Origin of the sequence: Chromobacterium haemolyticum DSM 19808 (assembly GCF_000711885.1) — a bacterium.
GTDB classification, from domain to species: domain Bacteria; phylum Pseudomonadota; class Gammaproteobacteria; order Burkholderiales; family Chromobacteriaceae; genus Chromobacterium; species Chromobacterium haemolyticum.
In genome coordinates, this window is record NZ_KL543995.1 from 219,634 (window position 1) to 231,995 (window position 12,362).

At 60.1% G+C, this 12,362-nt stretch carries 8 protein-coding genes; 3 read left to right on the plus strand and 5 right to left on the minus strand.

What is annotated here, in order from left to right:
- Positions 1-106 precede the first annotated feature (106 nt).
- From BR71_RS20635 to BR71_RS20645, 3 genes are all read right to left on the minus strand, one after another.
- Positions 107-1,942, minus strand: a complete 1,836-nt coding sequence (locus BR71_RS20635) for an amidohydrolase (protein WP_043641666.1) — start codon at positions 1,940-1,942, stop codon at positions 107-109.
- 285 nt (positions 1,943-2,227) lie between these two features.
- Complete coding sequence (locus tag BR71_RS20640; RefSeq protein ID WP_052370933.1) at positions 2,228-4,114, minus strand: amidohydrolase; 1,887 nt, start codon at positions 4,112-4,114, stop codon at positions 2,228-2,230.
- Positions 4,115-4,290: 176 nt separating this feature from the next.
- On the minus strand, positions 4,291-5,517 hold the full coding sequence (locus tag BR71_RS20645; RefSeq protein WP_043641668.1) for a diguanylate cyclase: 1,227 nt from the start codon (positions 5,515-5,517) through the stop codon (positions 4,291-4,293).
- 117 nt (positions 5,518-5,634) lie between these two features.
- Here BR71_RS20645 and BR71_RS20650 point away from each other — a divergent pair, with 117 nt between their 5' ends.
- The 3 genes from BR71_RS20650 (at position 5,635) to BR71_RS20660 (ending at position 11,069) form a co-directional block, all read left to right on the plus strand.
- A complete protein-coding gene (locus BR71_RS20650; RefSeq protein WP_043641669.1) occupies positions 5,635-8,466 on the plus strand; it encodes a valine--tRNA ligase in 2,832 nt (943 codons plus the stop codon).
- Between the two features lie 65 nt (positions 8,467-8,531).
- A complete protein-coding gene (locus BR71_RS23950; RefSeq protein ID WP_156039075.1) occupies positions 8,532-10,211 on the plus strand; it encodes a deoxycytidylate deaminase in 1,680 nt (559 codons plus the stop codon).
- 345 nt (positions 10,212-10,556) lie between these two features.
- Positions 10,557-11,069 (plus strand): hypothetical protein, encoded by a 513-nt coding sequence (locus BR71_RS20660; RefSeq protein ID WP_156039076.1) that lies wholly within the window; start codon positions 10,557-10,559, stop codon positions 11,067-11,069.
- A 145-nt stretch (positions 11,070-11,214) separates the two neighbouring features.
- Here BR71_RS20660 and BR71_RS20665 read toward each other — a convergent pair whose 3' ends face one another.
- Both BR71_RS20665 and BR71_RS20670 read right to left on the minus strand, forming a co-directional pair.
- The gene (locus BR71_RS20665) at positions 11,215-11,706 is read right to left on the minus strand and encodes a DUF2269 family protein (protein ID WP_043641673.1); all 492 of its coding nucleotides are present in this window, start codon (positions 11,704-11,706) and stop codon (positions 11,215-11,217) included.
- A complete protein-coding gene (locus tag BR71_RS20670; RefSeq protein WP_043641675.1) occupies positions 11,703-12,179 on the minus strand; it encodes a MarR family winged helix-turn-helix transcriptional regulator in 477 nt (158 codons plus the stop codon). The genes BR71_RS20665 and BR71_RS20670 overlap by 4 nt, the downstream gene beginning before the upstream one ends.
- Positions 12,180-12,362: the final 183 nt, after the last annotated feature.

The window sequence follows — 12,362 nt, forward strand, 5'->3', positions numbered from 1 at the left end:
GTGAGACTATGAACAGGCTCTGTGAAGGCCGGGCTCCAATCCGAGTCCGCAACGCAAAAACCGGCCGGGAATCCCGGCCGGTTTTGTTTTGCGCGTTGGGAGCCGCTCAGTGGGTGTCGGGGTTTTGATAGACCGGCTTGCCGGCCAGCCAGGTTTGATGGATAGGAATGTCGCGCAGCGAGCCGGCCGGCACCGACGGGTCCAGCGGATCCTTTTGCAGAATGACCATGTCCGCCAGCTTGCCCGGTTCCAGCGAGCCGACGATGTGGTCCATATGGCATTGCCATGCGGCGTCCAGCGTCACCGCGCGCAGCGCGGAGATGCGGTCCAGGCATTCCGCCGGGTTCAGCGGCTGCCGTTCCGGGTCCGCCTCCATCACCCGCGTCACCGCCTGCTCCATCATCCGCAGCGTGCCCAGCGGCGACACGAAGTGGTCCGAATGCAGGCTGATGCGAAGGCCGGCCTTGAGGGCGGACTGGCAGCGGTCCAGCATCTGGGCGCGCTCGCGGCCCAGAATGGTGGTCTTGAACACCTGGCCCCAGTAGCCTACGTGGCCGATCAGGAAGCTGGGCGACAGTTTCAGCCGCGCCATGGTGGCGATGCTGGCGTCGCTCAGCAGCGAGCAGTGCTCAATGCGCGAGCGCAGCGCCAGTTTGGGATTGGGCGTGCCGTCCTTGGCGTTTTCGTCGAACAGCGCCAGCTCGAAGCTAGCCAGCACATAGTCCACCGCCTGATCGCCGTTGGCGTGCACCAGCACCGGCCAGCCGGCGTTCAGCGCGGTTTGCAGCCGGGTGGCGAATGTGGTCGGCGGCGTGAAGTTGAGCAGACCTCGCGGCGAAACGCCGGGCACGTGGTGCTCATCCGCGCAGCAATAATCCTGCGATTGGTAGCCGGTCAGGCCCTGATTGGAACCGTCGGCTATCAGCTTGAGCGCGCGGACGCTGAAGCGGTCGTCATCGTGCTTGTTATGGTTGAGCTGATAGGTTTGTAGCCACTGCTCTTGCAGCCAGTCTGGGTTGCCGTACAGCGCGGCGCCTATCCGAACCGGCGCCAGCGGGCTCTGGGCGAAGGCGCGCATCAGCGTGATTTCCAGCGGCCCCAGGCCGGCGCCCAGGCCGGCATCGAATAGCGTGGTGATGCCGTTGGCGGCAGCGTCGTGTAGAACTTCCTGGACCTTGGACAGCACATGCGGCGCGGCCAGGCCGGGGATCACCGCCAGCAGCTTGCCAATCTCGGCCTCGGTGGTTACGCCCTTGTTGTCGGTCGACAAGCCGGCCAGTTTCATCGCCGGCGTGTTGGCGTAGCCCAGATGGCTGGAGGCGTTGATCAGAAAGATAGGTACTTCCGAGCTGATGTTGTCGAGGAAGTCCAGATCCGGCTCTTCCCAGGGGCACATCAGCGAGGGATCGACGGCAAAGCCGGTCAGCCAGCGCGGCTCGCCGTTGAGGGTGTGGCCGCTATGGCTGGGCAGTTGGCCGCGCAGTTGTTCGGCGACCCAGGCCAGATTGTAGCCCGGCCGCAGGATCTGGCCCTCGAAGGGGCTCAGATTGATCCAGTTGCGGTACAGCGCGCTGGGCAAGATGTGTGTGTGCGGATCTATCATGCCGGGCAGCAAGGTTTTGCCGCGCAGATTGATAAGCTCGGCGCGCGGCTGCGCGCGCATATCGGCTTCCACCTGCTGCAGGCTGCCCACGGAGATCACCTTGCCGTGGGCGATGCCCAAGGCGTCCACGCGGCTGGGCTGGCCGCCTTGCAGCGTATAGATGGGCCCGCCGTGAAAGATTGCCGCGTCCTGATGCAGCGCCAGCTTGGCGCGTTCTACGGCAGTGCGGACCAAGCTGGCCAGGCTCTCGGTCCAGTTATGGTGTTGCAGTTCATCCAGTTGCGAGGACAAGCTGGGCAGAGTGCAACACGCGCAGCCGGGTTGATGGGGTAGGGACATGGGGCGCTCCTGTGCATGGCGTCGGGACGGCGCGGCGACGCCGCGCACAGGGTGAATTATATGCCAATGGCAAGCTTGCGAGGCTGACAAAAGCTGAGCAAGGCCTCGCCTGCGCTGGGCCCATGCGGCGCCGCGCGCCTCAGAACCTGTTCAAAGCCTGCTGCGCTTCGTGGAGGGTTGCACGGTGAGTGCACGCTCAAAATGTTCATGCACCCCTCGACCATTCCGCTTTTTCGCTCGTTTTCGCCTTGTCTCGCCCTTGCTCGCGAGGCCATGAACAGGCTCTCAGGCCGGCGGCGCGGATTCCGTCGCGCATCCCAGCTTGGCATGCAGATACACCGGCGCGCCGGAGCGCCAGGTTTGCAGCACCGCGATATCGCGCAGATTGCTCACCGCCGGGTCCAGCGGGTCCTGCTCAAGCACTACCAAGTCCGCCAGCTTGCCCGGTTCCAGCGAACCGACGATATGGTCCATATGGCACTGCCAGGCGGCGTCCAGCGTTACCGCGCGCAGCGCGCTGAGCCGGTCCAGCCGCTCCGCCGGGTTCAGCGCCGGATTGCCGCCTGCCTGTTCCGGCGCGGCCTCCATCACGCGGAATATCGCCTGCTCCATCATGCGCAGGCCGCCCAGCGGGGTGACAAAGTGGTCGGAGTGCAGGCTGATGCGCAGGCCGGCGCGCTTGGCGGACAGGCAGCGGTCCAGCAGCTTGGCGCGCGCCTCGCCCAGAATGGTTTGCTGGAAGGCGCGGCCCCAATAGCCGACGTGGCCTATCAAAAAACTGGGCGACAGCTGAAGCTGCGCCATCTGGGAGATGTGCTCGTCGGTCAAGAGCGAAGCGTGCTCGATGCGATGACGCAGCCGCGTGCCGGCGCAATCCGGCCGCAGCGGCGCTAAGGGGTGGTTGAGCGCGTGTTCGTAAGCCTGCAGCACCTCGTCGATGGCGCGGTCGCCGTTGGCGTGCACCATGGCCGGCCAGCCGTGCTCCACCGCCTGCCGCAAATGCGGGGCGAAGGCGCTGGGCGGGCGGAAATTGAACAGCCCGGTGGCTGGCACATTGGGCACCTGGTGTTCCGGATAGCATTTGTAGGCCTCGGTCTGAAAACCGGTCAGCCCTTGGTTGGAGCCGTCCGACACCAGTTTCAGCGCCTTGATGCTGAAGCGCTTGTCCTCCATGCCGTTCAGGTCCGGGCGGAACAAGCGGGTCCACTCGTCCATCTGCCGGGTTTCGTTGGAAAACAGCGCGGCGGCGATGCGCACCGGGTTCAACGCGGTCTGGGCCACCAAGTCCAGCAGCAAGACCTCGAACAGCCCTTTGCCGGACCCCAGGCCGGCGTCGAACAGCGTGGTATTGCCCATCTTGGCCGCGCCGTGCAGCACCTGGCTGATGCTGGAAAGCAAGGCGGCCGGGGACGGGGAGGGCAGCGCGGGCATCATCTGCAGCACCTGCTCCTCCACCAGCACCCCCTTGCATTCCGGGCTGATGCCGGCTTTGGCCAGCGCCGGCGCGTTGGCGTAGCCGATGTGGCCGGAAGCGTTCATCAGGAAAATCGGGAGTGAGTCGCCAAACTGGGCAAACCAGTCCAGGTCCGGTTCGGTCCAGACCCGCATCAGCGAAGGATCCAGGCCGAAGCCCAACACCCAGGCCGTGCCGTCCTTGGCCTTTTGCTGTTTTTTGGGATCGGCCAGCGCCGCGCGCACCGTGTTTTCCACGCCCGCAATGCCGTAATCCGGCGTCAGCGTCTGGCCGGAGAACGCGCCCACGTACTGCCAGGACGAAAACAGCGCGCTGGGGAGGATGTGCATATGGGGATCGACGAAACCGGGCAGCAAGGTGGCGCCTTCCAGCGACATCTCCTCCGGTTTTTTATGCCCGGCGGCGGCCATGGCCTGCCGCACCTCCTCGCATGAACCGGTGGCCGCAATTCGGCCCTTGGCGATGCCGATGGCGTCCACCGTTTGCCGTCCGCTGCTGGCCAGGGTATGGATGGGCCCGCCGTAAATGATCAGCGTCTGAGGCGGCGAGGGCGGCAGCAAATGTTTTTCCTGCTGGCGGATCAGCCGCTTGGCCTCGTCCTGCCAGTCGGGCCGCTCGGACAGCTCATCGTGCAACTGAGCCAACAAAGGAAGAGTGCAGCAGGCGCAGCCTGGACCGTGCGGGTGATGATGGCTCATGGCGGATATCCGGTTGAAACGCCGGCTCCGGGGGAAGCGCGGGGCCGCGCGGAAGGAACGGAAAAAGCGATGTCATTATAGGCGGCGTCCCGGCGCAAACAAACGGCGAACTGGCCATTTGGGCGGGGAGCGGCCAAGAGCGGGGCAAAGCGGCAAAGCGCCGGCTATGACGCTCTTCAGCCGCCGCACACCTGATTGCGGCCATGCTGTTTAGCGTGATACAGCCGTTCGTCCGCCAGCTTCAGCAGCCGGCTGACCTCCGGCATGTCCGACGCCGCCACGCCAATGCTCACCGTATAGCGCAGCCCGCCCTTGGCGGTGGTCAGGATGCAGCTCTCTATCGCCAGGCGCAGGCTCTCCAGCCGGCACACCATGTCCAGCTCGATGGGGCTGGGGCTGAGAATCACAAACTCCTCGCCGCCAAAGCGCGCCACAATGCCGTCCGGGAAAAACTGCTCCATCAGCCGCGCGGTGTTGCAGATCACCTGATCGCCCACATCGTGGCCGTACTGATCGTTCACCCGCTTGAAGTGGTCGATATCCAGCACCGCCACACCGTAGCCGTTCTTCAACTGCATCACCTGCTCAAAAAAGTGCCGGCGGTTGGACAAATTGGTCAGCGGGTCGCGGTCCGCGGTTTCCTTCAGGGATTCCAGGTTCTCCACAAACTCCACATTGCGGGTGACGCGGCAGAAAAACTCCTCAAAATTAAACGGCTTTTGCAGAAAGTCGTCCGCCCCCGCCTTGATGAAGCGCGTGGTCATGGTGGGGTCCTGGTTGCCGGAAATGCCGATGATGGCCAGGCGGTCGTGATCCAGAAAGCGGCGTATCGTGCTGGTCATCCGCACCCCGTCCATGCCCGGCATGTCGTTGTCGCTCAGCACCAGCTTGATATGCTTGTCGCGGTGCAAAATCTCCAGCGCCTGCTTGGCATCCTCCGCCTCCAGCACCTGATAGCGGTGGCGCTCCAGGTTCTCGCGCAGAAACTGGCGGTAGGACGCGGAATCGTCCACCACCAGCACTTTGATGCCCGGGTTCTTGCGAATGCGGGTCAGCATCCGCATCACGTAATCGAAGGCGGCCGGGCTTTCCTTGCTCACGTAATCCACCACCGGCAGCTGCAAGATGCGGTCGCGCACCTCGCCGTCGGTGCGCGAAGTCAGCACGATGGTGGGAATCGCCTGCTGGAACAACAGCGGCAAATGCTCGCCGGCGGGAGAGTCCGGCAGGTTGTAATCCGCCACCGCGGCCAGGAAGTGCTGGCCGGAGGCCAGCGCCTCGCGCACCTCCAGCTGCGAGCACACCGGCAGCGGCGATAGGCCGATTTCCTCCACCATGCGGCACAAGGGGCGGATCAACACCATGCTGTCTTCAATCACCAAAACGCGCGTTTCTTCGCTCATCGTCCGCTTATCCCTTGGCTACCGCCTGATTCGCCCGCGCCGGCTCTCGGAGAACACTCCAAAACCGGGTATAATCGACCCATTTTTTCCATTCTAGAAGAACTACGATTCATCACCATGGAACTTGCCAAAAGCTTTGAACCCGGCGACATCGAACGTCGCTGGTACGCGCAGTGGGAACAGGCCGGCTACTTCAAGCCCAGCATGGACACCGCCAAACCGTCCTTCGCCATCCAGCTGCCGCCGCCCAACGTCACCGGCACCCTGCACATGGGCCACGCCTTTAATCAGACTATTATGGACGGTCTGACCCGGTATTACCGGATGAAGGGCGACAACACCGTGTGGATTCCCGGCACGGACCACGCCGGCATCGCCACCCAAATCGTGGTGGAGCGCCAACTGGCCGAGCAAGGCATTAACCGCCACGACCTGGGCCGCGACGCCTTCACCGCCAAAGTGTGGGAATGGAAAGAACAATCCGGCGGCACCATCACCAGCCAGATGCGCCGCGTGGGCTGCTCCGTGGATTGGGGCCGCGAATACTTCACCATGGATGACACCCGCGCCGAAGTGGTGACCGAAGTCTTCGTCCGCCTGTTTGAACAAGGCCTGATCTATCGCGGCAAGCGCCTGTCCAACTGGGACTCCAAGCTGGGCACCGCCATCTCCGACCTCGAAGTGATCTCCGAGGAAGAAGACGGCCACATGTGGCACATCAAATACCCGGTGGTGGGTAGCGACGAATTCGTCACCGTCGCCACCACCCGTCCGGAAACCCTGCTGGGCGACGTGGCCGTGGCCATCGCCCCGGACGACGAGCGCTATCAGCACCTGCTGGGCAAGCAGCTGGAACTGCCGCTCACCGGCCGCCAGATCCCGGTGATCGCGGACGAATACGTGGACAAGGAGTTCGGCACCGGCTTCGTCAAAATCACCCCGGCGCACGATTTCAACGACTACCAAGTGGGCAAGCGCCACAGCACCCAGCTCATCAACGTGATGAGCCTGGAAGCCAAAATCCTGGCCAAGGCCCAGATCTTCGGCTTCGACGGCAGCGCCCAGGGCACGATAGAACTGCCGGCCGCCTACGCCGGCCTCAGCACCCAGGACGCGCGCAAAGCCATGCTGGCGGACCTGCAAGCCCAGGGCTATCTGCTGGACACCAAGCCGCACAAACTGATGGTGCCGCGCGGCGACCGCACCGGCACCGTGATCGAGCCGCTGCTGACCGACCAATGGTTCGTGGCCATGGATAAAGTGGCCCTGGACAAAGACGGCAATCCGGACCCCACCGGCCAATCCATCGCCGCCAAAGCCATTGAAGCCGTGGAAAGCGGCGAAGTGCGCTTCATCCCGGAAAACTGGGTCAACACCTACAACCAGTGGATGAAAAACATCCAGGACTGGTGTATCAGCCGCCAGCTGTGGTGGGGCCACCAAATCCCGGCCTGGTACGACGAAGACGGCAACATCTACGTGGCCCGCAGCGAGGCCGACGCCCAGGCGCAAGCGCCGGGCAAGACCCTGCGTCGCGAACAAGACGTGCTGGATACCTGGTTCAGCGCCGCCCTGGTGCCGTTCTCCACCCTGGGCTGGCCCAACGACACCCCGGACCTGCGCGCCTTCCTCACCTCCAACGTGCTGGTGACCGGCTACGAAATCATCTTCTTCTGGGTTGCCCGGATGATCATGATGACCAAGCACTTCACCGGCAAGGTCCCGTTCCGCGACGTGTACATCCACGGCATGGTGCGAGACCACGAAGGCAAGAAGATGTCCAAGTCCGAGGGCAACGTCATCGACCCGGTGGACCTGATCGACGGCATCGCGCTGGAACCGCTGGTGACCAAGCGCACCACCGGCCTGCGCCGCCCGGAAAAAGCCCCGGCCATCGCCAAGGCCACGGAAAAGCTGTTCCCGGAAGGCATTCCGGCTTACGGCACGGACGCGCTGCGCTTCACCATGGCCAGCTACGCCACCCTGGGCCGCAGCGTCAACTTCGACTTCAAACGCGCCGAAGGCTACCGCAACTTCTGCAACAAGCTGTGGAACGCCACCCGCTTCGTAATGATGAACGTGGAAGGCAAGGACTGCGGCCAGGACGAAAGCCTGCCGCTGGAATACAGCTTTGTTGACCAGTGGATCATCGGCCGCCTGCAACAGGCCGAAATCGACGTCACCAACGCGCTGGAAACCTACCGCTTCGACATCGCCGCCCAGACCATTTACGAATTCATCTGGAACGAGTACTGCGACTGGTACGTGGAACTGGCCAAGGTGCAGCTGCAAACCGGCAACGAAGCCCAGCAGCGGGCCACCCGCCGCACCATCGTCCGCGTGCTGGAAGTGGCGCTGCGCCTGACCCACCCGCTGATGCCCTTTATCACGGAAGAGCTGTGGCAGACCGTGGCCCCGCTGGCCAACGCAAAGAGCGCCCCGTCCATCATGCTGGCCCCGTGGCCGGCGGCGGACGCCGGCAAGATCAACGCCGCCGCCAACACCCGCATGGACGCGTTCAAGGACATGGTCAACGCGGTGCGCAATCTGCGCGGCGAAATGGGCATTGGCCCGGCCGTCAAAGCCCCGCTGTTCATCGAAACCGGCGACGCCACGGTGGCGGACTTCGTGCCCTACCTGAAACTGCTGGCGCGGCTGACCGAAGGCTCCATCGTTGCCGCGCTGCCGGAAGACGACGCACCGGTGGCCATCTCCGGCGACGCCCGCCTGATGCTGAAGGTGGAAGTGGACAAAGCGGCGGAAACCGCGCGCCTGACCAAGGAGCAGGGCAAGGCGGAAGCCGAACTGGCCAAGCTCACCGCCAAATTGGAAAAGCCGGGCTATGTCGACAAAGCCCCGGCCCACTTGGTGGAGCGCGACAAGGCGCAGTTGGCCGAGTTGAACGACAAGCTGGACAAGATCAAGGTGCAGTTGGCTAAGCTTTCATGATGTTGTAAAAATAAAGCACGCTTTGCGTGCTTTATTTTGTCTTATTGATATGACAAGGGGGTTTTGTGGATAATTATAATAAAGAAATTTATGAGTCATTATATCAAGAACGAGATGATTTTATTTTATTGGGTTTGACAGGTTGGACTGGGAGTGGGTGCTCTACTGCAGCACAGATACTTTCAAATGAAAGGTTTGATAGTATTAAATTGCCGGATGTTAATTTGTTGTCGGGAAATGAAAAAAGAAAAGCGCTTATAGTATATAACTATGCGCGTTCACAGTGGACGCAGTTTACGGTAATAAGTGTAAGTGCTGTACTAACTATGTTTCTGTTGGATGTAAGTGTAAGGGCTCGCAATTTTTTTTTAAAAGAACTGGAGTTAGCCTCCTTTAGGAGGCTGTTTGAAGATTTTGATGCGGTTGGGTTTAAAAGGTTGGGCCCACATGAACAATATGAAAAAGCTTTTCAGTTGAACGATAGGGTTAAAAGAAATATAGAGTTGTCTGAGTATACTAAGTTGTATCAGGCGATTGGTAATAAGGTAAGAGCATTTGGTACGATTGATGGGAAAGTGGCGGATGGTAGTGCAATACAAAGGATACCAAAAAGAATAGCTCAAGTGGTAAATGCTTACAGGAAGGCTTCGAGTGATTCTGGTGTTAAGAAAAATTATTATGTGATTGATGCGATTAGAAATCCTTTTGAAGCATCTTATTTTAAAGATAGATTTTCGGCATTTTACCTAGTTGGAATTACTGTTGATGATAGTGTGCGTCGAGCAAGACTATTGAAGAAGGATATGGATTATTCTAGTGTCGCAAGGTTGGATTTTAAAGAAGGGGCACCAATTGATAGCTTGGATGTGTCCAAAGAGGAGCGGGATAAATTAAAAGAATCTGCTGATGCTGCTTTGCATGGCAAGGTGGCTAGTCAAAACGTGAGTGCTTGTCTTGGGAAGTGTGATATCTATTTGAGCAATCCAGATGAGAGCTATGTTGAAGGGCGTTCAAACCCTGCTGCGTTAGCTGATAAGCTGATAACTTATGTATCTCTTATGCGGAGGCCAGGGTTGATAACGCCCACGTCAATTGAGCGATGCATGCAGATTGCCATTACTGCAAAGCTGAATTCTGGGTGTTTGTCTAGGCAGGTTGGTGCAGTGGTTACTGATGATAATTATTCTGTTTTATCTATCGGGTGGAATGATGTGGCAAGAGGCCAGGTCCCTTGTTTGTTGAGAAATGCAGCATACTATCTTCGAGGGCATGATCTGGATGCTTATAGTAAATTTGAACTAGAAAATGAAGGATTTCAAAGTAAGGTTAAAGGTAAATATATTGCGATTGTGCAAGATGTTCAAAAAAAGGGAAGAGTTTTTTCGTATTGTTTTAAGGATGTATATAATAAAATGACAGGTATAAAAAACCAGGTGCATACAAGAGCACTACATGCTGAAGAGAATGCTTTTCTTCAGTTGGCGACACGTGGAGGAGGTGCTGCGGGTGGGTGCCTGTTTACAACAGCAAGTCCATGTGAACTATGTTCAAAAAAATCTTATCAAATTGGGGTAAAGAGAATTTACTATATTGACCCTTATCCAGGTATTGCAACATCGAACATTTTAGAAAGTGGTACTCGACGACCAGACCTGATTTTGTTTACAGGTGCGGTAGGGAGAGCATACCAACAACTGTATGACCCGGTGATGCCTTATAAGGATGAGATGGAGTTGTTTGTATAACACTACAAGGAAGTATGGAAGGAGGGCTTTGCGTCTATTGTTAGTCGTCCAAACCACGGCTGCTACTGGCTTCAGTGGCTTGACTCCCCCCGTCATCTAGCCAACAATGGCCCCGCGCTGCCATACAAACAGCGCCGGGACTGGTCTCCTGTATGTCTCCCCCGGCGGACACGCCGCGATTTCGCGGCTTTTTCGTGTCCGGTTGCTATTGCTTTGCCTGAATCTGGGCGGGCCGTGGCAGGGGCGCCTACGGGCGCGCCGGTCCGAGGGAGCGGTGAGACCAGCCTTGTCATGTGCCCGCCTTGCCGCGTCTAGCGGCCAGGCCCTTCATTTAAGGAGGTTGCAATGGCGAAGCCAGTCCGTCCGATGCCCCACATCGAATCCACTCCATCCCATTCCAAGGATCCCGCCGTCCAGCAGGACAGCATTTCCCCGCAACAGCCGGCGCTGCGGCGCTCGCAGTACCGCTGTGTTTCCGTGGAAACCAAGGCAACCCGCCTTCCTTTTGTCCGCTTTATTCTGGGCCGCAATCATCCGCATTACTGGCAACCGGCCGAACCCGAGGATTACGCCGAGGCCTGCATGCTGGGCCGCCAGTATGCCGCGCACCTGGCGCAGTGGCTGAAAAGCAATGAGCTGGACGCCGGCCGCGGCTTGCTGCTGCGCATTGCCAGGGATATGGACCACAGCGACCGCAGCCACCGCAACGGCTTGCGCCGCGGCTTTTTCAACTATCTGGAGACCTTGCTGTGCGTGGCCGGGCGGCAGTTGAACTTGTATCGCCACGTGGAGGCGATGCACCAGTTGCAGCGCAGCCGGGATCTGATGGCGTGCCTGGAAGGCAAGCGTAGACGTTGAGCGGATTTAAGCGCGGCCTGGCCTGGGTCAAACCGCGCTTGAGCTGATTGTAAAATGCCCCGCCTGCTGATGCTGGCGGGGCATTTTATTGAAAAAGAACAGGTGTGAGCGGAGCCGCTCATACGGCTTGATGCCCAAGCCTCCCTCAGCCAATTGACGGGATGTTTCCCGCCGCGCGAGCGCGAACGCCGGGCCGCCAGACGCCAACCGCTGCGGTGGCCACGATCAGCAGGATGTTGAGCCCGCCGCCTATGGCTTCGCGCAAAGTCGCGGCGTGGAAGTCCGCGCTCAGCGCGCCATTGAGCAGCGCGGCCTGGGCCAGTTGATTGGCCATATCCACCGCCGGCACCACCACGAAAGAGGCGTTGAGCAGGATCAGCAGCGTCAGGCCCAGCTTGAGCTGGAAGAAGCGGTTGCGCGGGCCGTAGCGCCGGTAGCCCAGCAGCAGGCCGCTGATCAGCATCAGCCACAGGCCGGGCACGGTCAGCGCCCAGGTGCCGATATGGATTTGCTGCCGCGTTTGCGCCAGCAGGGCCGGCGTGGCCGGGCCAGTTTCGGACAGCACAACCCAGGCCAGGATGCTGCCCAGAAACAAGGCCAGCGCGATGAAGTGAATCAGTTTGAGCGTGCGGTTCATGACTCTTCTCCAATGGGGGGGCTGAGCGTGTCCAGCGTGCTCAGCAGCTGTTGCAGGGTGTGGCAGGCGGCGTCGAAATCCGCGTCGGGCAGGTGCCGCGCCAGTTGCTCCGTCCATTGCGCCTGGCTGCGCTGGGTGCCGGCCACGGTGCGTTCTCCCTTGGCGCTCAGCCGGTACAGCGGGGAGCGGGCGTGTTGGGGGTTGGGCAGCACGTCGAAATAGCCTTCTTCCACCAGCTTGTGCAGTTGCTTTTGCGCGCCTTGGCGGCTGATGCCCATGCGGGCGGCGATTTGAGGCGCGGTTTGCGCTTCGCCCGCCAGGCCCGCCGCGCCCAGCACTTGCCAGCGCGCGCTATTGATGCCCAGGTGGGCTACCAGTTGATCGCCTCTGTCCAGCAGGGTGCCGTTTAGGCGGAAGATCAGCAGCATCAGATCGGTGATGCGCTGTGGGCGATGGCTTGGGTTTGATGGCATGCGGCTTCCTTTTTGACAACTGGTTGCCATTATTGACAACTGGTTGTCAAATTGCAAATCTATTTTGATCCTGTCGTGAATACTGTTGCTTGGGCATGACGGCGCAAGGTGGGGCGCCAGCGGTGCGGGCTCGAAAATTGAGTGGCAAATGATGATAAATGCGTATGTTCTTGTAAATATAGT

Bases quoted from the DNA above. Each gene is read 5' to 3' on its own strand.
- BR71_RS20635 (WP_043641666.1), bottom strand. From the start codon at position 1,942: ATGTCCCTACCCCATCAACCCGGCTGCGCGTGTTGCACTCTGCCCAGC.
- BR71_RS20640 (WP_052370933.1), bottom strand. From the start codon at position 4,114: ATGAGCCATCATCACCCGCACGGTCCAGGCTGCGCCTGCTGCACTCTT.
- BR71_RS20645 (WP_043641668.1), bottom strand. From the start codon at position 5,517: ATGAGCGAAGAAACGCGCGTTTTGGTGATTGAAGACAGCATGGTGTTG.
- BR71_RS20650 (WP_043641669.1), top strand. From the start codon at position 5,635: ATGGAACTTGCCAAAAGCTTTGAACCCGGCGACATCGAACGTCGCTGG.
- BR71_RS20660 (WP_156039076.1), top strand. From the start codon at position 10,557: ATGGCGAAGCCAGTCCGTCCGATGCCCCACATCGAATCCACTCCATCC.
- BR71_RS20665 (WP_043641673.1), bottom strand. From the start codon at position 11,706: ATGAACCGCACGCTCAAACTGATTCACTTCATCGCGCTGGCCTTGTTT.
- BR71_RS20670 (WP_043641675.1), bottom strand. From the start codon at position 12,179: ATGCCATCAAACCCAAGCCATCGCCCACAGCGCATCACCGATCTGATG.